Origin of the sequence: Hyphomonas sp. UBA4505, assembly GCF_002388685.1 — a bacterium.
Lineage (GTDB): Bacteria > Pseudomonadota > Alphaproteobacteria > Caulobacterales > Hyphomonadaceae > Hyphomonas.
The window spans coordinates 49,428-72,378 of sequence record NZ_DGMZ01000009.1 but is presented as its reverse complement, the minus strand read 5'-3'; the positions used below and the strand labels follow the sequence as shown (position 1 = coordinate 72,378).

Below are 22,951 nucleotides of genomic sequence, written 5' to 3'. Positions count from 1 at the left end.
ATGTCGAGTAACTGGGATGCCCATCACCGGCGGGTCGTTATTGAACCAGCGACCCGCCACTTTTTGAAATTAGTCTGGAATGTCCAAATGCGAACATCCATTCTCCGGGGGCTCAGATGTTTCTGTCCTGCGTGCGGGCGAGGAAGGCTATATCGTACCTACCTCAAGCCATATGAGCGGTGCGAGATTTGTCATGCGCCCATAGGTTCAGTTCGAGCGGATGATGGACCGACCTGGCTCACCGTACTCGCCTTGGGTCCCGTCCTCATTATACTGACTATGACGATCGCAGGTGCAAACCTATCGCCGTGGATTAGCTATCCACTCTTGGCCGGCCTCATCATTATTCTGGTGATTGGGGCATTGCCGCGCGCAAAAGGGCTGTTCATAGGCGCGCTCTGGGGCATTCAACACTGATCGGAATAAATACGGATTAAAAACAATGGATTACGTAAAAGCAGCAATTGGGACTTTTTTTCTCGCGCAAACCCTCGGGGTCATGTGTTTGGTTATGATTTGGGGGCTTCTGAGCGCGCTCCATGCAAATGGAATAATTATCCTGACCGGGGAGAGTTTGGGCGTGCTCGCGCTCGCAATAATTTGTGTCCCTTTGTACAAACTCATCCTAAAAAACGAACGGTTTCAAACGGATGTGCCTAGAGTTGAAGAACCAGCTCTCTAATCAAATGTGAATGTCAATCATGGGTATTTTCTTTTCAATTTTTGCCACTGTTTTCCTGGCCGAACTCGGAGACAAGACACAGCTTGCCACGGTCTTGTTCGCATCGGATGGACAGCAGAATAGATGGTTTGTGTTTGCCGCAGCCTCAGCCGCGCTCATTGCTTCGACAGGCATTGCGGTTTTGCTTGGAGCAGCACTGGAGCGTTATCTGTCAGAACTTCCACTTAAACTGCTTGCAGGCTCCGGCTTTGTTGCAATTGGAAGCTGGATGATTGTCGGGCACTTTCAACCAAATTAATTACTTTTTCTGAGCCCAAGGGGAAATGTTCCACATCACGCTCAGCGGTCGTTCCTTCAGTAACGCATGAAAAACAGCGATGCCGGCATGTGCGACGAGATACGCCCAAGCCAGTTTCGATACTGGCTCATGGATTAACATTGCGCCAGATGCGAGAATGCCTTCGTCTGCGCCGAGCTTCAGAGCTACAAAATAGGTCACCCCTGTCATTGCCATGACCGAAATGATGGCGATACCCAATCCATGCACGGCTTTCGCGAACGGGTCGCCGTCATAAAATGATAAGCGACCGGTTTTGTCTGTGTTCCTGAAACGAGCCTTGACTGCTTCGATCAGCTCTTTCCGGTGCCGGGTCGAAAACCACGGGAACAATTCTGCAAGCGTGGTCCCGCGTTGTCGGAATAAAATAATCACCCAAAACGCGCAGATGACAGCAAAGGAAATCAGTCCAGAATATTCGTGGACTTCAAAAAAAACATCTTCAGTCCCATCTTGAGGGTGGGCCTTCATAACCAGGCTCGTGGCCAGCTGAACGATCACAGCGATAGCGATGAGCATATGAACCAAGCGAGTTTTCAAAGAGTATTCAGGGTTATGTGATGCGGCCATGTCTGACCCCTAATACCAAGACCGTATGCCGACAAGGAATACGGTTTGGTCGCCGCTGTTTCCGGCGAGCTTCGAAATATCCCGCGTTCCTCCGAACTTACCTTGCCATTCTACACCCAGATAAGGTGCAAATTGCCGCTTGATTTCGTAGCGCATTCTCAGTCCGGCGTTTACGTCCGTCAGGCCCGACCCAAGGTCTCGTTCGGCGATGTCTTGCGCTGAAAAGTTGGCTTCAATGCGTGGCTGCAGAATAAGCCGCTGCGTAAGCCGATAATCATACTCAATCTCCGCCCGCGCGGTAACGTCACCCTTTGTGCTCAGATAACTAGAAACATCGACCTCAAACCAATAAGGGGCAAGTCCTTGGACACCAAACACAGCATGGTCCAGCCCCTTCGGTTTAAAGTCATGGCGGATACCGGTTTGAAGGTTGAAATATGGCGAAATAGCTCGAGACCAAAGCGCCTGTAATTCAGCGTCATCCACTTTTCCGGAATTCAGTGAAACCAAGCCTTCGGACTTAAACCAGATCTTATTTATATCACCGCCATACCAGGCCTGTCCGTTCCAATACAAATCTTCGCTGCCATTTACCGATTGCGCCTCAAACTGATTGAATAGAATGGACCCCGTTTTACGGTTGCCGAGCATTTTCTTCAATTCTTCTCGCGATTTCTCCATCTCGTCTTCTGAGTAATATGCATCTGCCTGCTGACCCGCTACGGGGGCAGGTTTTTCGACGGTGGTTTCCTCGGTGCTCTCGGAAGTCATGCCTGATGTTTGAGCCAAAGCGGAAAATGGAACGGCCAACGCGGCAAAGCAACATAAGGTCAATTGCGACCAACGCTTGTTTATGTGAGTCATTGTTCTTGATCCTGCATCTTCATTGAACCGTGATCGTTCATGTCCATCGACGGCTGCTTCATTTGGGGATGCTCCAGAGCCATAGGCATGGTCATCATATTGGCCTCAGTCTTCGACTTGTTTGGCATCACCGATACGACCCGAAACATTCCGGCCTCCATGTGATAAAGGAGGTGACAGTGAAATGCCCAGTCGCCCACATGCTCGGCGCTGATATCGACTGAGAGCTTTTCGCCGGGTTTCACGGTGATTGTGTGCTTACGGGGCTTATGGCTTCCACCGCCATTTACGACATCGAAAAACATGCCGTGTAAATGGATGGGGTGTGGCATCATCGTGTCATTGACGAGCGTCAATCGAAGGCGTTCGCCCTCGTTAAAAATGATGGGACCGTCGACTTCTGACCAGGTCAACCCGTCGAAAGACCACATATATCGTTCCATATTTGAAGTCAGATGAAGTTCAATCTCACGTGCTGGTGCGCGTTGATCGGGATTTGGCTCAAGACTTCGCAGTTGTGAATAGGTCAATGTTCTGTGCGCAACATCATTCAGACCTTGCCCAGGCTCATCTAGTCTGCTGGTTGGTGCCATGGCCAATTTTGCTATGGACGGACCGGTTTTCAAATCTGGAGCAATGAGCGGAATCGCGTCGCGGCCTTCCATCATATCATTGCCGTTCATACCCTCCATCATGGAATGATCCATTCCAGGCATTGTGGGAGCGTCCATTCCGGCCATGTTGCTCATGTCCGCCTTGGACCCATTGTCCATTTGCATGCCGCCCATAGCGCTCATATCACCCATGCCCATGTCTTTCATGGTGAGCGGAACGGGTTCGCGTAGCGCGGGAGCCTGCGCTTTCATCCCTGGTTTAGGGCCCAACGTCGCAACCGCCATTCCCGAACGATCAATCGCCTCGGCAACCAGGGCATAGGCTTTGATTTGTTCAGGCGTCACGATGACATCATAAGTCTCTGCGACACCGATTTGGAACTCATCAGTCTCAACAGGCTGCACGTTCAGTCCATCAGCGGCGACCACCGTCATTGGTAGGCCGGGGATACGGAAATTGAAAATTGTCATCGCAGCTGCGTTGATGATTCTTAACCGAATGCGCTCGCCCTCTTTGAAAACGGCGTTCCAGTTGTCAGCACTTGAATGGCCGTTGATAAGATAGGTGTATTGCGCGCCGGTTATGTCTGACCAGTCAGTCGGTGACATGCGCATTTTGCCCCAATTCGCTCGGTCGCGAAAAGTTTCCGCCAAGCCTTTTTCGTCGGCATCGCGCATGAAATCTGCGGCTGTTCTTTTCTGGAAATTGAAGGATCCGCTATTAGCCTTCAACTTGGAAAATAGCCTGTAGGGGTTTTCGAACGTAAAATCGCTCAGCATCAAAACATATTCTCGGTCATAAACGACCGGATCAGAGCCAGCCGGATCAACGATGATCGGCCCGAAATGCCCCAATTGCTCCTGCAATCCACTATGCGAGTGATACCAATAGGTACCATTTTGAGGCATTGCGAATTTGTATTGAAAGGTTTCACCTGGCTTAATACCCGGAAAGGCTACGCCCGGAACACCATCCATTTCAAAAGGCACCAGAAGCCCGTGCCAATGTATCGACGTGTCTTCCTCTAAGGCGTTTGTCACATTTAAGACGATATCGTCACCCTCACGAAAGCGAATAAGCGGCGCAGGAACACTGCCATTTACGCCAATGGCTTCAGTGGCGCGGCCATCTATGCGTATCGGGAACTTGTCGATGCTGAGATCGAATTGGTTGCCTGTAAGCGATGGGATGCCGAGATTGCCATCGCTGGCAGGGCGCGCCCAGGCAGGCACTAAGCCAGAGGCGCTGGCAAGTGCGCCAGCTCCGATCGTCGTTTTTAAAAATCGTCGTCTATTATACATCGTCATTCTCCTGACTGATACCTAGACCAGCTCTTGTTGGTTTGTTCCAGAATTTCAAATGCGCATAAAGATTCTGGACACGCACTTACAGGGATACGGCTAGACTATGCCGTCCCCTCAAAACACTTGGTGTCGACATTGATTGTCGCCCACAGGAAACGAATGTTAGCCTTCTATCGCGCCTCCACCCACTCAGTCGCGTTAGGTTTTTTGAGATTGAGCTTGTCGTTGCGTACTTGGGTGTTCAGTCAGTTTGATTCTGCTTCTGCGTCGTCTTCCGGGAACGCCTCGGGCCACAACGCGCCTATTAGTTCCTGAGCGCTCGTTCGCCGCATGGCGATAATGACAGGCGTTTGCTCGGCCGCGAAATTGAAAATGAATTCAACGGCGTCGCCCGCCCGATAATCCGCTAACTCAATCTCGTTCGAGACGTAGAATTCCATTTGCATGATGGGCCAGTCTGCTTCTGGTACCGGGCTATGTGTAATTTCCAGAATGCGCGTATCGAGATCGCGCTGCAGCACAGAGCCAAAAGCGCGCGCAACATGAGGCGTGTCGCTCACCACCTCGTTGGCGGCAGGTGCCTTCTCTTCAACTGGGTTAGGGCTGTTGGTACAAGAGGCGGCCCCGAGAAGGAGTAAAGCTGGAAAGCTGAGTGCGAACATGTGTTTTAATTTCATGTCGAGATCCCCGTATCACAGACTTGCGGCGAGAATAGCAGCCGCAACCATAATACGCGCGGACATCATGTCCCCCTTAAGAATTCCAACTCTTACCTGGTGAGCCGATCGGCGCGCTTGCTCTAGCAAATGCGGGCCCGCCCCGTCCGGTTTATCAGAGCTATCAAAAGGTCGATAGCAGTGTCAGGCAGTCGAACAGGGAAGGGCGACGCCCGCCGGGCGAGCCGGCAGCGTACAGGAGCCCCGTCACTCGCGCCATTTCTCTCGAAATGGTTTCCGTGTAAAGCATTGAAGTTAAACGATATTTTTGATCTCGTTTGCTTCGCTTTGCATAAAATGGCCGGAATCTGTGGACCAAAATGGGACCAGATTGTGGACCAATGGTCGGCGTCATGAAGCGCGTCGACGACAATTCCTACCTCGAACAGCGAGGCCGCGTCTGGTGGTATAACCGCCGTGTGCCGAGTAAGTTCGCGCACCTTGATTCGCGCAAGCGGATCAAGGAATCGCTGGGGACCACTTCAATCGACCAGGCTCGCTACAAGCGCGACTTGCTGGCCGAAGCCGATGACCATTACTGGGCATCGTTGAAGATCGCCGAAGAGGTCGGGCCCTCATCCAGTCGGGAAACTTCGGAGGCCGTTCGTCGCCGCTATCGCATGGCGACCGTCAAGGCGCTGGCGAGCGGCTTCACCTATCAGCCCATCGACCATCTCGCGACTGTTGCGCCGCTTGAAGAGGCGCTGGCACGGCTGCTTGCGGTTCATCAGAACGCAGGGCCCGCCGAAATCCCCAAAGTGCGGGACGCCGAAGCGCTGCTTGGCGGCGCGCCGAAACCGACTGTCAGCGTGTCCGAGGCTTTCGAAGTCTATGTGAACGAGATCGCGTACAACGCGCAGCTGTACAAATCGCCGAACCAACGCGCATCGTGGGAGAAAACTAAGCGAACCTCAGTTCAGTATTTTATCGACTTTGCCGGTGACATTGCCCTTGAGGAGATCACCCGTGACCTCGCGCTCAATTACCAGAAGCACTGGGCCAAACAGGTCAGACCCAAGGATCAGAACGCAAAGCCGGTCGCGCCTAACACCGCTAACCGTCACATCGGCAATATCCGTTCGCTCTATGCCGATTACTTCAAGCACATTGGCGAAGAGGAACGTCCGAACCCCTTCCGCAATATGCACTTCAAGGCGAAGGCGAGAACCGAAGTGCCGCCATTCTCATCCAACTGGGTGCGGGAGAAGATTCTTGCGCCGGGTGCTACCCGTAAATGGCGGCCGGAACTGCAGCTCATTACGCTGATGCTGATCGAGACAGGATGCCGACCGAGTGAGATCATCAACCTACGCGTTGAAGATTTTCACATTGATGAGCCGGTGCCCTACATCTCCATCCGCGCACGGACGGACCGCGAAGTGAAGACCGACACCTCCGAGAGGGACATTCCGCTGGTCGGCATCGCACTCGAAGCGGCAAAGCGCGCGGCGCCGAAAGCCTTTGCCCACTACTACGACAAGGGCGAGCTTTTCTCCGCCAACATGATGAAGAACTTCCGCAATCGCGGCCTGCTGGAGTCGCCCGACCACAAGATCTACTCATTCCGCCACGCCTTCGAGAAACGCATGCAGGAAGCCAATATCGACTACGGCCTGCGATGCCTGCTCATGGGCCACAAGACGACAAGACCCGTCTATGGCGACGGTGGCTCGCTTGAGTATCGGCGTGACGAACTGCTCAAGATCATCCACCCGTTTGATCCTCGGGTGATGGAGTTGTTTGATCGCGAAAATGTACTCTGGGCAGTCGGCGGCTCCGCAAAATCATGAGTCAGGCTTTTGCGCTTTGTGTCGCTCGAGAATGTGCGCAGCAGACGACATCCAGGACAAGTCTGCGCCAAAGGAGGCGGCAATCGCGTGAAGGGCGGATGCGTTTGCGACCAAAAAGCTCCAACATAAATTGATGTACTCGGTTCCGGTTGCAGCCAACGCCCCGCCCGGAATACTTCCCGTGATTGCCGCGCCGCCGAGAGCGGCGCCTGTGAACAAGGCTGCGGTCCCAACTTGCTTTAGAATGAACCGAGTCAGGTTGCCGAACGTGTGTGCGGCGTTCTGATTCGACCGGCCTGGCTGGGGGCCGTGCCCTATCTGCGACGATGCCTGTACAACGAGTTCGCGGACGTCATCGGCAAACAGGCTTCGTGCACTGGCAACGGCATCGGCAAAATCATCCGCGGCCCTTCGCATTGCTTCTGTATCTGATGGCGTCCGTTGATAGGCGGCAGAATTCTCGGCGATCCTGCGTCCTTCCGGGTGGGCCATAATGTAAGCGCGGTTCAGGTCCAGCACAGAGGACAGATGCGCCTCAACACTCAACGGGAATGACGGAAGATAGTCCCGCGCGATCGCTTTTTCGGTTGCCTCACCGACGTTCGCCAGCCGTATGCCGCGAGAATAAACCTGCGAAATAGAAATCGAATCAGCGCTGATGGTAGCGTGATAGCGCTGCACGGCATTCAGAAGATCCGTATGCGCATTCGTTCCATTGAGTTCGTGTAGTAAATCCTGCGTTGCCTCACGTAACTCATCGAGCAAAGGGTTGTTCGCATCCGGCGTCGTCGCATCAGGAGGGATCGCCATATGGATCAGGCCATCACCGCCGACCTCAAACGCTGGCTCAGCAACGGCCTCTGGAAGGCCTTGAATTAAATCTTCAAGGTCGCGCGCGATTGCGGAAACTTCTAAATCATCCGGCTCGTTGTCCTCATACTGATCATAGTCCTCGGCACTTGCGACGGGTGCCCAATCCGTCAATCCGTCAGATTCGATTTCATCGACAGCAGCTTCGATGACGTCGTCGGGCAAGTCTGGGAAGTTCTCAGCCAGTTCCTCGCGTGCATCGTAAGGGCCGCCATAAATCCATTGGTAGCCGCCTTCGGCGCTGATATAGGGTAGCCGCTGGGCCGGATCTTCATAACGCTCAAAGAACCATTCAACCAGCGCGTCTATCTGCGCCTGTCGGTCTTCTTCGTCTATTCTTTCGTCGCCGTCTTCGTCCGGGTCTGGCGGTTCGTGTTCCAGTCCAAACTCAAGGTTGTTCAGCAATTCATGCGGGCCGACATCGGTCTCGCGATAATTTTCTGCGCCTATTGGATATTCCCAAATCGACCAGGTGAGCTGCCCAAGCTCCGGATGTTCAACGACTGCCGAATAGGCTGTTTCCGGTCCCATGCTGCGTTCTTCACTGGAGACGCTTTCGAAGTCGAGCATGTCGGCATCAATCTCATAGACCTGACCGCTCTGAGCGTGACGGATATGTGCGGTTCCATTTACATAGACCATTCATGTTCTCCGTCAGATATAGAATTTGAACGGCTGCTTTCCGCCGCCTCTCGCGCTACCCATAATCAGAACGTCACCGACTTTATTCGCGAATCGGATGGTGACGGGCAGGCCGTCCGAGTAGTTGCAGGCGTTGTAGTTGATTTTCGTCAACGCCAAGATGTCGGACAGCACCGTTTCAATATCCGGTCTTTCGCCGGATGACTTTAGTACAGTCACGTTCAGAGGGTTTGGCGTTTCTGGACCAATGTATGTGTCCAATCTCGGTGCGTAGCCGGATGTCCAGAGGAAGGCGTTATTCTGATCGAGGATCATGGCCGTGCCGCGCAAGGTTGGATACTTTCCGTCCCGGAACAGCTTCACCTGGCCGGTCGTCGTCTTAATTCGAACACCGACGATATTCGTTTCCTTGGGAGCGGCTGCCTCAAAGGCGCGCCATTCTTCGCTCGAAAATCCAGCGCGCCCGTGGATGAAGAGTTCCTTTGGGGGTGCGCCGAATTTCTCCTCATACGTCTCAAGGACTTTGCCGATGAGATCCCGGGCGGCGGTGCTCTTCAAGTGGAACTCGCCGTTTTCCGTTTGCCAAGGGCCATTTGCTCCACGGAAGACGATCCCGTCGCCTTCTGACAAAAACATCTGTGCCGCGCAGCATGCATGATTGTTCCTGTCATTTGGGAGGTTCTTGAAGACGAGCCCAACATAGCAGACGCCATCGCGCATATTAGCGATCTTCCACGGCGGTTCGGCCTGCGTTTTGTAGTAGAGACCAGTAGCCAGATTCCAGGCAATTGTGGCTGCATCCTGGACACCGCGGATAGGATAGCCGTGGGCATTTGTGAATGCTTCCGGCGCAAGCGTTGTTTCCCGCACGAGCTGCGAAGTGTAGCCCAGCTTCAGAAGCTTGGCTTTTGCCTGACGATGGAAGTCCGGAACGTCATCGAAGATGTCTTCTTTCGTAAGATCGATTACATCTTCCAGAAGCGGCAAGTTGCTGCGCTGCTTCTGACGCTTCACATATTCGCCAGGAGATAGAGTCACGCCGCTGCGCCGAGCCTGGCGTGTGCAACGCGTATAGATAATTTCTGGCAGGACAAACGCCCAGACGTCGGGACGTCTTTCTTCGTTTTCGTCATGATGGCGAACGCGTTCGAGAAAAACTTCAACTGTCTGGGCGACCGCTTCATGGTGGTTTTGCAGGGCTGTGGTTGTCTCAATCTTGTCGCCGTCGACCACGTATTCAATGAAGTCTCGGGGGTCGAAGCTAACACCAAAGGCCGCAGGCATCCCCGGAAAATTGCTGAGATGGAGACGATGTTCCTTGTCCGTCTTTTTTGGGGGCGGCACGAGCACATCGCCGAGCACGCTGCGCCCCCAGCGCCGGAAATATTCCAGTCCCTCTGTTGTGCCGATGACGCCTATGGTGATGACCTTGTTGCGATCATCCGCTTTGTGGGGTCCGTAGAGATATAGCCCGTCTTTGGGATGGTCCGTCGATTGACCGAAACCGAATGAGAGAGCTGGTTCCGGGAGGTGAATAAGTCTCGGCGTAACGACGTCAAATTTCATTTCTGCGCCTCCTCTTCATCGGAGGTATCCCCATCCTCGGGGTCAAAATCGCCAGCCAGAGTCGAGGGATCAGTTTCTTCGGCGTCCTCGTCGTCATGGACGATCGGTGTCGTCACCGGTGAAATCATCTGTATAGGCATTACGTTGAGGACGAGATTGCCGCCCGCGCCGATGGGAAGTGAGATATAGGAATCGCCTCCCGCCACAAGCTCCAGAAACGCCATCATGCGACCGTGCCAGGACTTGTTCCTCCAGCCCTTGCAGTCGCTGCGCCGATGACGGTGCTGCCTCTCCTTATCGTCGATGATGCTGCCCTGACGGTCCTCATCTCCTTTAGCGTTTTCCTTGATATCCGAAAACAGAACCCGAGCCTTGAGCCGGAAATGGGGGAAGGGATAGAGATTGGGAATTGCGCTCACGCCGTAGGACCAAACCCGCCCCTTTGCGACGTTCCGCAGAACCGACCTACGCTTGCCTTCCTTTGGCCCCCATGCCACGCGTTCGTTGATGCGAATCTGCGCGGGGGCGGCATGATGCCCGAGACCGCTCGCCCACCCATATTCTTGAAACCCGATCGAAGAGAGACGTCGCTCCCAGGCCTGACGGAATAGCGCGACTAAAATATTTTTGGCTTCACGACTCTTTATGTCGAGTTCCGACCACCCCTTTTCCATGAAAGATGAAAGGCGACTCGTAGCAATCGTCTTGATCGGTCCGAACCCCTCGAAATGCTCGGCCATTTCCAAGGGGGAAGCGAAGGTGATGAAACCAGATAAGTGAGGATAAGTGGGAAAAGCGAAGCTGTTCGCGCGCCTTTTCAGCTTGTCGCGATCGCAAGGTCCAGTCGGCGCGACATAAGCGATCTCGTCTGGCGCGTTTTCGATCGCGACCCAATTGCTGGTCAGGGTTTCGGCGCGGTTTTCCAGTCTGATCTCATTTCGCCTTCGGTGCTGCTCCCATTGCGGCTGAATCAAAGGTTCATTGAGTTTTGGGACGTTCTGCTTTTCGAGCGTCTCTAACAGATCAGCGAGACCATCCGCATAGCTATCCTCGAAGTTCAGATATTGTAGTTCTCCCATGCCGAAGACTTTGCGGAAGCTCCTAACGCGAAGCGGTATCGTGAATTTTTCATCACCGGTCGTGCGGGAGACGTCGGCTGCAATGCCAATTTCTTCCTGCACGCCGTTTTTATGCAAGCCATCTCCGGCGCAAATCAGCAATTGCTTTACCGCCCGGTCCTGCAAAGTACGGGTCAATGTTTTTCGCCAGCGTTCACCTCCTTCGAGATTCAGAATGTCGGCGAAAACCTGGTATCCTGCAGCCTCAAGGCGCGGGGCGAGCCACTCTGTGAATTCATTATCCTCTGGCGTCGCTTTTGTGACGAAGAGGACAGTGCGCTCATTCTGTGTTTTTTCCATGGAGCATTCGATTCAGTGGGATCCGACTATTTATGTAATTCAATTTTATGGAGTTTTCTGCGTGGTATCTGCAGAAAACAGTCGCTTGAGTCTTTCGTCGGTTTCCCATGCAAGCGCTGGAATACCAAATCTTTCTCCCCGAAACTCACATATCGTGTGCACGCCTGTCTTGTTGAACCATAGCCGCCAGGTCTGGTTTTGTGTCGGGGTTGCGGCGGCGAAGGCGGCGCAGGAGAGAATAGCCGCATTTGGCCGGTGCTCGGGATCGCGCACTGACGCATAGCGGATCAGCCCGATACTCTCCGCACGCGCAGCTTCTTCGAGTTGCTGGCACGCTTCGTAGTCGTTTGGATGCGTCCAGAGGTTGGCAGCGTCGCTAAATGGCTTTGACATGAGATCTATGGCTGCGTCGGTGCGGACCGGCACGTCGAATGCGGTGTGCTCGCTCGGCTGCGCCGGAAATGGCGTGCCCGGAGAGTCTGCGTAGAAGAGCAGCAAATGAAACGCGGTTTCGATGATCGCTGTCGCCGGTTCTTCGGACACATAATAGACGCCGGGCGTCGGTCCGGCGCGGCGGAACCGCGAGCCGTTCGGATAGAGGCCGTAGCGGAACGGCGTCATGTAGAGATAGTGGAGCCCTGCGCAGTCGGGGGGTACAGGCGGCTTTGTTTCTTCGAGCATGTCTTCGAGAATACGCTGCTCATCCAGCGTATCAACAAGCTGAAGCGTGGAGACGATGTGTTGCGCCTCCACGCAGCGCCAGAAAACGCGGGATACGCCTTGCCGCTCAGAGCGGAGCGCGTCTGGAATCCAGATAGGCAAGGCCATGGGTCAGTCCTGTAATCGTCTTGATCTGATCGAGTGGACGACCGCCAAGCGCCCGGTTTTCATTGCGTAGCCAGGCGTTGGCCACCTTGCCGTCGCCGCCGGTGATCGCATCAAGCGACCGGAACAGGCGAACGAACAGCGCTCCCAGTTCAAACGGCTTGGTGCCTTCCTCCAGCCGGAACTCATCCTTGCGCATCCGCGACACGGTCGGTTCCGAAACCCCCAAAATCAGGGCCATGTCCTTCCCGGAAAGACCAAGCTTTTCAGCGGCCCGGACCACGGCCATGGTCATCACCCGTGCCCGTTCCTGTGCGTCGATGGCTGCTGTTTGGGACATTGAGCGATCCTTTCCACTGAAGGGATATATAGCGGTTCTTTCTGAGGAAATCAAGAGCGCCCTCGCTTTCTCGGCCGAGCGGGCATGTTCGCGCCGATGGCGTCCTCGATCCGGTCGGCCGCCGAGGCCCGCTCGCGGACTTCCCGGTCGAACCGGTCGAACAGGGGAAAATACTTCTCACCGCAATGGCGCACGACGAGCGCCGCAATGCGGCGGCCTTTTTCAAGATCATGCAGGCTGAGGCTCATTGGGGCGCCAGACCCTTTGCTAGTTGGTCTTCGTCCGGTTCCAGACCATGACGCCGGTGCCGTCCTTTTCATTCTCGAAGAAGGCGGCGCGCACGGGGCTGGCAAAGCTTGGATCGTCGAGCTTGACGGCGAGGTACGGGGTTTCGCCGTCCTTGCTTTCCTGACGCCAGGCCGCACCGAGTTCGGCCCCGCCGGCATAGAGCCGGAAGTCGGGTGCGCCATCTGATGCCTTGTCACTGTTCGGGACAAGCTGTGCTTTGACGTTGATGGTCATGGTACGGATGGTGCCGGTATAGCTGCCATCTTTCAGGGTGAACGTGCCGATCTGCGCCATGGGTTAGTCTCCTTTGCTGGCGTTGGAATGAAGGGCGCGGCGCGCCCGTTTGAACCCGGCATCTGACGCCAGGAAGCTTTCGATCATGGCGGGGATGAGCGCTTCGGGCTTTTCCTCCGCGCCATAGGTTTGCCGGTAGATTTCGGCATAGTCGCTGAGGGCGCTGGCGAGGTCGGGATCGACCGAGAGGCTCATACGCACCGGGGTGCGATCGGGTAACTGTCCAAGGCGTAGGGTCATCTGCTTGTTCCTTGTGGATGGGGTCTGAGGATGAGGTCGCGGGTGACGACCACGCGCACGGGCCAGCCCGGCCGCACACGGACCGTCGGCTGAATGCCAAGGTTGCGTTCGACGACGCGCTGGCCGGCCTGGTTGACGGTGTCGGTCGTGCCGCGTCGGATCGCGCGTTCGAGATCGCCGTCACCGTCTGCACCGAGTTCTGCGCCGACGCCGAGAATGGTGGCGAGGCCTGCTGCGATGAACACGCGGTCCCAATGATGATCGGTTCGATCCGAGAGACCCGCAAAGCCTTGCGCATCAGCGCCTGGCGCGGAAATCACAATCGACGACCCGTCCGGGAAGATGATCCGGTCCCAGGTCACGAGTGCGCGGTCCTGCCCGAAAGAGACTTCCGACTGGTAGCGCCCGATCAGGCGCGAGCCCTGCGGGATGAGGAGGTATTGGCCGGTGACGGTGTCATAGACGGGCTGGGTGAGCTGCGCGACGATCGTGCCCGGCAGGTCTGAGTTGATGCCCGTGACCATTGAAGCCGGAATGAGCGTGCCAGCCATGACCTGATACGGCGAGGCAGGGTCTTCCACGCCGTGTGGATTGTAGATGTCGCTTGCTGGTCCTTCGCTCGTAAAGGCGAGCTTGCGGGACTGGAGATTTGTATCGATAGGCTGTCCGAAAGCGGACCGTGCGCCTTGCGGCAGAGCGGCGAGCGCCAGAAGCTCAGAACCCAGATCAAGCGCGGGGTCTCGATAAGCAGGACGGGTGTCGGTGGTGCTTGCCGTGCCGCTCTGAGAATCGAGTCGGAAAAAGACCGGTGCGCGGGCGGCTTCATCGGCAAGGGCGGCCTCGCGCATGCGCCTTGCACGTTCGGCCTCGTCGGCTGGGTTCGGGCGAAAGTCATCCTCGAACCGGGTCACATATTCCGGTTCGATACCGAGCTCGCGTTCGGCGCGCAGCATGGTCGCGCCGAGATCGCCCGAAAGCGGTGGGCCAAGACGCGTGACGCGGTCCTCGACGGATGTGATGTCGCTATAGCTGGTCGGAAGCGTTGAGAGACCTTCGGGCTTGCGCGTGTTCGTCGTGTTGTAGAGCTCGCGACGGGCATCCGGATCGATAGCGGTTGGCGGTTTGAGGGCAACGCTCATGGCTGCGAACAGGGCGAGCACGCCGAGGCCTGCGCCGACCATCAATACTTTGCGATTGATCCGCGTCACCGGCTTCGGGCTGGAGCGGATCTTCAGCCGCTCGGCATGTTCGTCGAAGGGAATGGGCTCGGACATCGGCTCAGTTCCCGAACAGGCCAGCCAGCGGCGAGCGCCGCTCGTTGCGTGAGATTCGCACCACGGTCTGGTTCCGCTCGCCGAGGCGCAACTCGGCCGCACGGAACAGCCGGTCCACGACATAATAATTGCCGCGCACACGGTAGTTCACCAGTTCCGCATCACCGTCCGTGCCGAGCACGAAAAGCGGCGGCATGTCGGTTGTGGCGATGTCCTCCGGCATCTGGATGAAGACCTGACGGCCATCATCAAAGACGCGGACAGGCTTCCAGTCCGGACTGTCGCCGGAGAGGCGATAGTCGAAGTTCAGGCCTTCCAGCGTCAGGCCGCGCTCAATGCTTCCCGCGTCCCGTGCGATCGCGCGCTCATTGCGGGCAGTGAGGCCTGCGAGTTCATCCGCGGGGTAGCGCCAGGACAGAGCGGCCATATAGCCGCCGTCCGTGCTTTCAAGTTCCAGATGATAGGTGCGCCGGTCCGTGGCGATCATCAGATTGGTGCGAATGCCGGAGGAAATCGGTTTGACCAGCACATGCGCGCGGGAAGTGTTTCCAGAGCCGGAGATCGTATCGCCCACGACCCAGCGGACCGTGTCGCCTGCCGAGACCGAGACCAGTTCCTCGCCCGGCTGCAGGGCAATGTCCGAAACCTGTCCGGGGCTGGCATAGAGCCGGTAGAGCGCGCCTTCTGTATAGGGATAGACCTGGATCGCGTTCACATAGCCATCGACCGAAGGTTCGATAAGCGCGCCGGTGCGGCCCTGTCTGATGGCTTCAGCCGGTGACACTGAGGGACGCGATATCGTCCTTGTGTAGGTCCGCGTCACGCTGCCATCGGCATTGGTGGTGACACGCGCGCCGATGGGCATCATCTGGCCGGGCAGCGGCAGCGCGACGGCGGTTTCGACGATCTCCACCGGATAGTCGGTCCTATCCTCGACGGGCTTGGCCGCGACAAAGGCGCTCGCATCGATAGGTTCAAGCTCGGTCGTGGCGCAGGCCGTGGTAAGTGCGAGGGCCGAAGTGGCAAGCAGAATACGAAGCATGGGGATCATTCTCCTGTAACGAGGTCCTGACCCCAGTTCAGGGCATGGACATAAAGGCCGAGCGGATTGGCGCGCAGGGTCTCTGCATCCGTCGGCGGCTGGGTGATGATTGTGAAATTGCCGGTGAACCTTTGGGCGCTGACGAGCGCACCATTCTCATAGGTCTTCTCGATCCAGCGGGCCTGGAAGCTGTCCTCCGAGACGCGAACCACGCTGACCACGTCCACGGTGCGGGATTTGCGCCCGACATCGGCGAAAGGATCATTGGCGGAGGCGTATTCGTTGAGCGTGGTGGCGGCGCGGTCGGTCACGAAGTCATAGGCGCGCAGCCAGTTCTCGCGGACGACGACAGGGTCAACGGAAAGCCCCCGGACATGTTCTATGAAGTTCGCAAGGTGATGGGCGATCTGGGCATCGGTCGGCGTGTAGCTTGTCGTGGCCGGAGCCACAGCGCGGGCCGCACCCGTCTCATCGACTTCGACCACATAGGGCGTGACGGTGGATTGCATCGAGCGCCAGACCAGCGCGCCGGAGGTGACGAAGCAGAGCCCGAGACAGCCGAGCGCCATGAGCCGCCAGTTCTTCGCCTGCACGCGGGCGGAGCCTATTCTTTCATCCCAGACCTGTCCGGCCTTCTGATATGGCGTCTCGGGGAACGGGCTGCGGCCGTAGCTTGAAGATGAACGCTTGAACGCCATAGATCAGACCTCCTGTCTTGTTGGGTTGAAGCGGGAGCCTGCGGGCCGCTGCCGCGGCGTTCTTCGCCTACAATCCATCCCCCGGATGGATTGTTTTGCCTGCGGCAAACCGGCTGCGAACTCCCAGATCTGGCCCGCCTTCTGGTAAGGCGTTTCGGGAAACGGGCTTGGTCCATAGCTGGAGGAGGATCGCCTGAAAGCCATCGTCTAGTCGTCCTTGTCTCTGAGGGTGGGGTTTGCGCCCGAAGCGCCGCGATCACCGTCGCGCAGGGAGTGCGCGGCCATCTGGCCTGCCTGTCCCATGCGCTGGCTCGCCTGCATGCGCCGCGCCCAGCCGGGGCTTTGGCTTGATGATGATCCGGAGGCAGAGTTTTGCATGGACGCGGCCTCAGACCCGCCGGTGGCGCGCCAGGCGCCCTGACTGCCGCGTTGGTAGGCGTCTCTGAGGGCTTGAGCCGGGCGCGATGCTGTGCGACGCATAGCGTCGCCGCCTGCACGGGCGACACCGGCAAGGCCTGCGGCGACGCCCGCTGCGCCGGATGCGCCAGAGGCGACCGATCCCAGCGTATAAGAAGTGCGCGCCGCGCCGGCCATGCTGGCGCCGGCCTTGACGGCGGAGGACGCCCCGCCCGCGACGGCGCCGACGGCAGCGCGGCCGCCCATCCCGGCGACATAGGTTCCGGCTGTGACACCGGCGGCCGCGCCTGCGGCGGAACCCGCGCCGAGTTGCGGCGCACCGGTGATCAGGCCGGAGGCGATGCCGGGCGCAAAGATGCCCATCCAGAAGAAGACGATCGCGGCGAGCACCGTGCCCATGACTTGCGCGAGCGTCACATCATCGCCGGTACGGAACGCATCGGTCACGGATGAGAAGAGCGTCGAGCCGATGCCAATAATGACGGCAAGCACCATCAGCTTGATGCCCGAGGTGATGACATTGCCGAGGACGCGTTCAGCCAGGAACGTCGTCTTGTTCCAGAGCGCAAACGGCACGAGCACGAACCCGGCGAGCGTCGTCAGCTTGAACTCCAGGATCGTGATGAAGAGCTGCACGGCCAGCACGAAGAAGGCGACCATGATGATCGCCCAGGCGATGAACATCACCGCGATCATGATGAAGTTATGGAAGAAGGAGATTGGCCCCAGCATGTCGCTGATCTCTTCCAAGAGCGGCTGACCGGCGTCGAGACCGACACTGGCGATGAAGCCGGGGCGCAGGAGATCATCGGCGGTCATGGTCCCGCCGCCAGCGGTCACGCCAAGCTCCGCGAAACTGTCAAAGACGATCCCTGCGAGAAGAGAGAAATTGCCAATGATGAAGGCGAAGAAGCCGACATAGAGCACCTTCTTGAGGAGCCCGGCGATCACGTCCGTGTTCTGGGAGAGCGCCCAGAACAGGCCTGCCAGCGTAATGTCGATAGCGATGAGCGTGGTCGACAGGTATGCGACATCGCCCGCCAGCAGGCCGAACCCGCTGTCAATGTAGGCGATAAAGGTCGCGAGAAATGTGTCGATCACGTCCATGGGGCGCTACTCTGCGAGGAAGGCCCGGGTGCGGGCGCGGCCGCGTTCGGCCTCGGCCAGCTGGCGCGCGCGTTCCAGCGCCTCGGCGCGGTAATGGGCGGCCATCATGGCTTCCATCTGCATCAGCTGCTCAGTCTGCAGGGCCTCGATCTGGTTTCCCGCCTGCGCGACCTGGAGATTGCCGACGGCGGACTGGCTGTCGGCGATCAGCCGGCCGAGACTGTCACTGTCAGCCCGCGCTGTGGAGACGACCTGCGCCGTGACGGTCAGACTGTCCCGGTAAGCCGTGCGGGACTGACGCCAGCGGGCGCGGGCCTCTTCGACGAGGACGGCCTGGCGCGGCGGTTCACTGCCATAGTCTTCAGGGTACACCTCTTCATACTCGCGCTCGATTTCCTCGACGCGGTAGCCGATGCCTTCGGCCTCGCGCATCAGCTCCTCGATGCGGCGCATGCGGCGCAATATGTCGTCGACGATACTATCGGGCAGCGCCTCCAGATCGCGCGCCATGTTCTCCAGCATCTCGATTTCATGGGTGAGCTGCTGGATTTGCTGGTTCACTTCCTGAAGCGACCGGATCGCCTGGTAGATGTTCTGGATGTGATTGGCCGGGTCATAGACCGTCCATTGGGCGGCGGCTGGCGGGGCGATGAGGATGGAGAGCGGCGCGGCGCAAATGAGGGCGGAGGCAAGGAAGCGTTTCATCGGGGGCTCCTATTCGGCGGCGATGGCGTGGACTGATTGGATCGGATCGGCGGCTTCAGGCGCATGGCCGGGCCAGCGGGTGAGCAGCTCAGCCGCCCAGGGCAGGCCTTTCTCGATCAGCCAGCAGGCAGCAAAGCCGTCGCCTTCCGTCTCGGCCCAGATGCGGTCCATGCGGGCCTGATTTTCCGGCGAGGACGCCCCGCAAACCGAGAGGGCGATGGGTCCAAGTCCCAGATCAAAGACGCGCGCGCCGAGGGGTGACTGGTAATAATAGTCGCGCTTCGGCGTGGCTCTTGAGATCAGTTCGATCTGGCGGGTATTGAGTCCGAAGCGCTCATAGGTCTCTTTCGATTGCGGTTCCTGCGCGCGTTCATTCGGGAGGAAGATCCGTGTCGGACAGGACTCGACGAGTGCAGGCGCGATGCTTGAGTTCGCGATGTCGGCCAGGCTTTGTGTTGCGAACACGACAGACACGTTCTTCTTGCGCAGGGTTTTGAGCCATTCGCGAATGCGCGCCGCGAACATCGGATCATCGAGGAACAGCCAGGCTTCATCTAGGATGAGCAGCGTTGGTTTGCCGGTGAACCGGGCTTCAAGTCGGTGGAACAGGTAAGTGATGACGGGGGCGACCGCGCCTTTCGCGTGCATCAGCTCTTCCATCTCGAAACAGACTGTATCGGCGAGGGCGAGGCTCTCCTGATCGGCATCGAGAAGGCGGCCATGCGGGCCTTCCAGCGTGAACGGGTGGAGCGCCGATTTGAGCGTGTCGTCCTGCAGCATCAGGCTGAGGCCTGTCAGCGTGCGTTCGTTTTCAGGCGCTGAGCTGAGAGACTGGATCGCTTCCCAGAGCCGGGCTTTCAGGTCCGGCGTCATGCTGACGCCTTCATTTGTGCAGAGACCTGTCAGCCAGTCAGCGGCGAAACTCGCGCCATGTTCGGTGTCGATGTCCTTCAGGGGCTGGAGGCTTGGGGCGTTCGAACTGCCAAGGTCGATATGCGCGCCGCCCATGCAAAGCGTTGCAGCGCGCGCGGACCGGCCCTTGTCGAAGATGAAGACCTGGGCGTTTGTGTAGCGCTTCCATTGCAGGGCGAGCAGGGACAGGAGCACGGACTTGCCCGCGCCGGTGGGACCGACGACAAGCGTATGACCAACATCGCCAATGTGGAGATTTAGGCGGAACGGTGTTGTGCCGTCGGTCTGTGCCTGGATGAGCGCAGGGGCTTGTAGGTGTCGATTGGCGTCTTCGCCCGCCCAGACCGCAGACAGCGGCACCATATGGGCCAGGTTCAGCGTGTGCAGGATGGGCTGACGGACATTGGCATACGGATGACCGGGCAAGCTCCCGAGCCAGGCATCGACGGCGTTCAGGGTCTCGCGGATTGCGGTGAAGCCGCGGCCATTCACGATGCGCTCGGCCACGCGGATATGTTCGTCCACCACGCGCCGGTCGGGATCGGCGACAGTGATCGTTGTGGTCACATAGCCATAGGAGACAAGGTCGGAGCCGAGTTCCTGTAGCGCGGCGTCGGCATCACCCGCCTTATTGTCGGCGTCATTGTCTACGAGGGCCGCCTGTTCATTGAACAGGGTCTCGCGCAGGACCGCGCCGATCGATTTGCGTTTGGCGAACCAGTGGCGGCGCTTCTTTCCGAGCACTTTTTCAGCTTCGGCCTTGTCCATGGCGATGAAGCGCGTTGCCCAGCGATAGGCAAAACCCTGCCGGTTCAGCTCATCAAGGATGCCCGGCAGGGTCGAGGCCGGAAAACCGAGAATGGTCAGCGTGCGCAAATGCGCGTCACCGATCATCGGCTCCAGCCCGCCAGCGAAGGGCTCATCGGCGAGCACGGCGTCGAGGAAGACCGGCAGCTCAGGCGTCACAACAGGATGGCGCTTGATCGAGATGGTCGAGTGGAGATAGGTCAGCGTCTCATCGTCAGTTAGCTTACCAATCTCGGCGAGGCAGGTGGAAAGGAGATCGAAGACGCGGTCCGCGTGCTGCTGGAACGTCTCCAGCCGGTGCCGCCAGGTCGCGGCATCTTCGGTCTCAGCGCGCTGGATCAGCGCCTTCTCGGCGCGGCCCGTCGCATCGGCAGGCGGTAGCCAGAGGAGGTTTAGATAGTAGGCACTCTCGAACCGGGCGCCGCTTTCTTCGGCTTGCAGCGCGCGTTCCTGATCGATGAGCCAGGACAGCGCATCTGGAAACTCCGCCTCCGGATAGTCATGCACCTCGTGGCGCTGCGCCTCGAAGAAGAGCGCCCAGCCTGAGCCAAACCGGCGCAGGACATTGTTGACCCGGGCCATAACCGAGACGAGTTCTTCCTCGGTCGAACTTTCAAGGTCAGGGCCACGATATTTGAATGTCGTCTGGAAGCTGCCGTCCTTGTTGAGGACGACGCCCGGCGCAACGAGACAGGCCCATGGTAGATAGTCGGCGAGAAGCGTTGGTGTGTCGGCATATTCACGCAAGTTCAGCATGTCAGATGCTCCTTGTGGCGCGTCGAACGGCTCGCAACGGCCATGAAATCCGGATCAGACCGCGCCATGAACACGGCCGCTGAATGCCCGACGGTCCAGAGCACGAGGCCCGGTATCCAGAGCTGGAGCCCAAGGCCGACCGCGGCAGCGAGCGTCCCGATGGCGATGGCGGCCGTGCGCGGTGCGCCCGCCATCAGGATCGGCTCGGTCAGCGAGCGATGGAGGGGGATTTCATAGCCTTCCGCCACTAGACCAGCGCTCCGCCGCCAAAGCTGAAGAAAGTCAGGAAGAAGCTGGTGGCGGCGAAGGCGATCGAAAGACCGAACACAATCTGGATCAGCTTTCGCATCCCGCCGCTGGTCTCTCCGAAAGCCAAGGTCAGACCGGTCAGCGTAATGATGATCACCGCGACGATCCGCGCGACGGGCCCTTCAATAGATTGCAGGATCTGATCGAGCGGACCTTCCCAGGGCATGCCGGAGCCTGCTGCATGGGCGGGACCGGCGATCATCAGGCCGAGGCCGATACAGGCCGCGACCTGAACCGTTCGGTTTACGGTCTGAAGGTGGGTGTAGAGGGTCATAGTGTTTCTCCATGTTGGACGAGGGACAAAGAGCGGGAGACGAGCGGCTGGGTCTGGTAGCCCTCGCCGTCAAAGCCGGTGACGCGGAGTGCCTCTTCAACGCGGCGCTGGCCGCCCGCGCGGCTCATGAACACGACGACGTCAATCGCCTCTGCGATGAGGTCGAAGGGCGCGCGCGGTGTGGCTTCCAGTGTCAGCTGTTCAAGCCGCGCTAGCGCGCCGTGGGCGGAGTTCGCATGCAGCGTGGTGATCCCGCCGGGATGGCCGGTGTTCCAGGCTTTGAGCAGGTCGAGCGCTTCAGCCCCGCGCACTTCGCCGATAATGATCCGGTCGGGGCGCAGGCGCAGGGTCGAGCGGACAAGGTCCTGCAGGCTGGTGCTGCCGCGATGGGTTCTGAGCTGGACGACATTGGGTGCGGCGCAGCGCAGCTCCCGCGTGTCTTCAAGGATGACGATGCGGTCGTCATGTAGTGAGGGCTCTGCCAGCAAGGCATTGGTAAATGTCGTCTTGCCAGAGGACGTGCCGCCGGCGATCAGAATGTTCGCATGCGTTGCAATCGCGTCCTTGAGCGCTTGGGCCAGCGCAGGCGCCAGCGCGCCCTGGGTGACATAGTCGCCGAGTTCAAACGGTGTGGTCGCAGGCTTGCGGATGGAGAAACATGGCGCGGTTGAGACGGGTGGGAGAAGCCCTTCAAACCGCTCGCCGCTGCCGGGGAGTTCAGCAGAGATAATCGGGGAGGTGCGGTTTGCGGCTACTCCCACCCCAGAGGCCACGAGCCGGATGACGCGCTCGCGGTCGGAAGACGGGAGAGTGTGTTCAGAGATGATGAGGCCGATGCCAGCCTTCTCGATCCAGACCGATCCATCAGGATTGGCCATGATTTCGATCGTATCTGGCGCTTCCAGCGCTTCGCGCACCACAGAACAGAACGCGGTGCGCAGCATTGCGCTGCGACGGTCTTCTGTTTCGCTTTGGTGCGCGGGCTTGTCCATTTCATAAGGCTCCTGTCACTCACGTTTCCGAGTGACCAAAGCCTGACAGCCCATGCGATTTTCGGGGAGTGGGACTGCGGGCCATATCCAGCAACGCCCCGCGACCTGCTGCAGATGAATGCAAACGCGAACCTGTAACTATTGCTACAGGTTGCGACTGTAAAAATCCCTCATGAGGAGAGTTTGAATAGTGATCAGATGCTCAAATTATTCCCGTAAGATGCTGTTCATGCATTAAGTAATCTGCGCGTATGAATTCAGTCTTCAATTTCAGGTTGGCACTCATCTTGCTGAATT

At 58.1% G+C, this 22,951-nt stretch carries 24 protein-coding genes; 3 read left to right on the top strand and 21 right to left on the bottom strand.

Annotated elements, in window-relative coordinates; genetic code table 11:
* Positions 1 to 417 (top strand): DUF983 domain-containing protein, encoded by a 417-nt coding sequence (locus tag B3527_RS05550; RefSeq protein ID WP_349677827.1) that lies wholly within the window; start codon positions 1 to 3, stop codon positions 415 to 417.
* A 284-nt stretch (positions 418 to 701) separates the two neighbouring features.
* A complete protein-coding gene (locus tag B3527_RS05545; protein WP_290479342.1) occupies positions 702 to 980 on the top strand; it encodes a TMEM165/GDT1 family protein in 279 nt (92 codons plus the stop codon).
* Here B3527_RS05545 and B3527_RS05540 read toward each other — a convergent pair whose 3' ends face one another.
* The 4 genes from B3527_RS05540 to B3527_RS05525 form a co-directional block, all read right to left on the bottom strand.
* Positions 981 to 1,589: a cytochrome b/b6 domain-containing protein gene (locus tag B3527_RS05540; RefSeq protein ID WP_290479343.1), complete on the bottom strand. Its 609-nt coding sequence runs from the start codon at positions 1,587 to 1,589 to the stop codon at positions 981 to 983.
* Between the two features lie 9 nt (positions 1,590 to 1,598).
* On the bottom strand, positions 1,599 to 2,453 hold the full coding sequence (locus B3527_RS05535; RefSeq protein ID WP_290479344.1) for a copper resistance protein B: 855 nt from the start codon (positions 2,451 to 2,453) through the stop codon (positions 1,599 to 1,601).
* Positions 2,450 to 4,369, bottom strand: a complete 1,920-nt coding sequence (locus tag B3527_RS05530; protein WP_290479345.1) for a copper resistance system multicopper oxidase — start codon at positions 4,367 to 4,369, stop codon at positions 2,450 to 2,452. Before B3527_RS05530 ends, B3527_RS05535 begins: the two co-directional genes overlap by 4 nt.
* 248 nt (positions 4,370 to 4,617) lie before the next feature.
* On the bottom strand, positions 4,618 to 5,034 hold the full coding sequence (locus tag B3527_RS05525; RefSeq protein ID WP_290479346.1) for a copper-binding protein: 417 nt from the start codon (positions 5,032 to 5,034) through the stop codon (positions 4,618 to 4,620).
* 374 nt (positions 5,035 to 5,408) lie between these two features.
* On the opposite strand from B3527_RS05525, the gene B3527_RS05520 reads away from it, so the two are divergent.
* Entirely contained in the window at positions 5,409 to 6,878 is a 1,470-nt protein-coding gene (locus tag B3527_RS05520) for a DUF6538 domain-containing protein (protein WP_233346128.1), read from the top strand.
* Here the strand turns inward: B3527_RS05520 and B3527_RS05515 are convergent.
* The 17 genes from B3527_RS05515 to trbB form a co-directional block, all read right to left on the bottom strand.
* A complete protein-coding gene (locus B3527_RS05515; RefSeq protein ID WP_051602526.1) occupies positions 6,873 to 8,390 on the bottom strand; it encodes a hypothetical protein in 1,518 nt (505 codons plus the stop codon). The two genes, B3527_RS05520 and B3527_RS05515, sit on opposite strands and share 6 nt — an antisense overlap.
* A 12-nt stretch (positions 8,391 to 8,402) precedes the next feature.
* Positions 8,403 to 9,956 carry an argonaute/piwi family protein gene (locus B3527_RS05510; RefSeq protein ID WP_035549539.1) on the bottom strand — a complete coding sequence of 518 codons (1,554 nt, stop codon included), beginning with the start codon at positions 9,954 to 9,956 and terminating at the stop codon, positions 8,403 to 8,405.
* Entirely contained in the window at positions 9,953 to 11,374 is a 1,422-nt protein-coding gene (locus tag B3527_RS05505) for a toll/interleukin-1 receptor domain-containing protein (RefSeq protein WP_051602527.1), read from the bottom strand. Before B3527_RS05505 ends, B3527_RS05510 begins: the two co-directional genes overlap by 4 nt.
* Before the next feature lie 45 nt (positions 11,375 to 11,419).
* Positions 11,420 to 12,202 carry an RES family NAD+ phosphorylase gene (locus B3527_RS05500; RefSeq protein ID WP_035549541.1) on the bottom strand — a complete coding sequence of 261 codons (783 nt, stop codon included), beginning with the start codon at positions 12,200 to 12,202 and terminating at the stop codon, positions 11,420 to 11,422.
* Positions 12,162 to 12,539: an antitoxin Xre/MbcA/ParS toxin-binding domain-containing protein gene (locus B3527_RS05495; RefSeq protein WP_035549543.1), complete on the bottom strand. Its 378-nt coding sequence runs from the start codon at positions 12,537 to 12,539 to the stop codon at positions 12,162 to 12,164. The genes B3527_RS05500 and B3527_RS05495 overlap by 41 nt, the downstream gene beginning before the upstream one ends.
* 50 nt (positions 12,540 to 12,589) lie before the next feature.
* Positions 12,590 to 12,787, bottom strand: coding sequence for a hypothetical protein (locus B3527_RS05490; protein WP_035549544.1), 198 nt, complete (start codon positions 12,785 to 12,787; stop codon positions 12,590 to 12,592).
* A 19-nt stretch (positions 12,788 to 12,806) separates the two neighbouring features.
* Positions 12,807 to 13,121, bottom strand: coding sequence for a DUF736 domain-containing protein (locus B3527_RS05485; RefSeq protein ID WP_035549546.1), 315 nt, complete (start codon positions 13,119 to 13,121; stop codon positions 12,807 to 12,809).
* A gap of 3 nt (positions 13,122 to 13,124) precedes the next feature.
* A complete protein-coding gene (locus B3527_RS05480; protein WP_035549547.1) occupies positions 13,125 to 13,361 on the bottom strand; it encodes a DUF2274 domain-containing protein in 237 nt (78 codons plus the stop codon).
* A complete protein-coding gene (locus B3527_RS05475) occupies positions 13,358 to 14,635 on the bottom strand; it encodes a TrbI/VirB10 family protein (protein WP_065383282.1) in 1,278 nt (425 codons plus the stop codon). Before B3527_RS05475 ends, B3527_RS05480 begins: the two co-directional genes overlap by 4 nt.
* Positions 14,636 to 14,639: 4 nt before the next feature.
* A complete protein-coding gene (gene trbG / locus B3527_RS05470; RefSeq protein WP_035549589.1) occupies positions 14,640 to 15,677 on the bottom strand; it encodes a P-type conjugative transfer protein TrbG in 1,038 nt (345 codons plus the stop codon).
* Between the two features lie 5 nt (positions 15,678 to 15,682).
* Entirely contained in the window at positions 15,683 to 16,375 is a 693-nt protein-coding gene (gene trbF, locus B3527_RS05465) for a conjugal transfer protein TrbF (protein ID WP_035549550.1), read from the bottom strand.
* Positions 16,376 to 16,582: 207 nt separating this feature from the next.
* Positions 16,583 to 17,899 (bottom strand): P-type conjugative transfer protein TrbL, encoded by a 1,317-nt coding sequence (gene trbL / locus B3527_RS05460; protein WP_035549552.1) that lies wholly within the window; start codon positions 17,897 to 17,899, stop codon positions 16,583 to 16,585.
* Positions 17,900 to 17,905: 6 nt separating this feature from the next.
* A complete protein-coding gene (gene trbJ / locus B3527_RS05455) occupies positions 17,906 to 18,604 on the bottom strand; it encodes a P-type conjugative transfer protein TrbJ (RefSeq protein ID WP_035549553.1) in 699 nt (232 codons plus the stop codon).
* A 9-nt stretch (positions 18,605 to 18,613) separates the two neighbouring features.
* Positions 18,614 to 21,079 carry a conjugal transfer protein TrbE gene (trbE, locus tag B3527_RS05450; protein WP_035549554.1) on the bottom strand — a complete coding sequence of 822 codons (2,466 nt, stop codon included), beginning with the start codon at positions 21,077 to 21,079 and terminating at the stop codon, positions 18,614 to 18,616.
* Positions 21,073 to 21,327 (bottom strand): VirB3 family type IV secretion system protein, encoded by a 255-nt coding sequence (locus B3527_RS05445; protein WP_035549555.1) that lies wholly within the window; start codon positions 21,325 to 21,327, stop codon positions 21,073 to 21,075. The genes trbE and B3527_RS05445 overlap by 7 nt, the downstream gene beginning before the upstream one ends.
* Positions 21,327 to 21,662, bottom strand: coding sequence for a TrbC/VirB2 family protein (locus B3527_RS05440; RefSeq protein ID WP_035549557.1), 336 nt, complete (start codon positions 21,660 to 21,662; stop codon positions 21,327 to 21,329). The genes B3527_RS05445 and B3527_RS05440 overlap by 1 nt, the downstream gene beginning before the upstream one ends.
* Positions 21,659 to 22,654, bottom strand: coding sequence for a P-type conjugative transfer ATPase TrbB (gene trbB / locus B3527_RS05435; protein WP_035549558.1), 996 nt, complete (start codon positions 22,652 to 22,654; stop codon positions 21,659 to 21,661). Before trbB ends, B3527_RS05440 begins: the two co-directional genes overlap by 4 nt.
* Positions 22,655 to 22,951 lie beyond the last annotated feature (297 nt).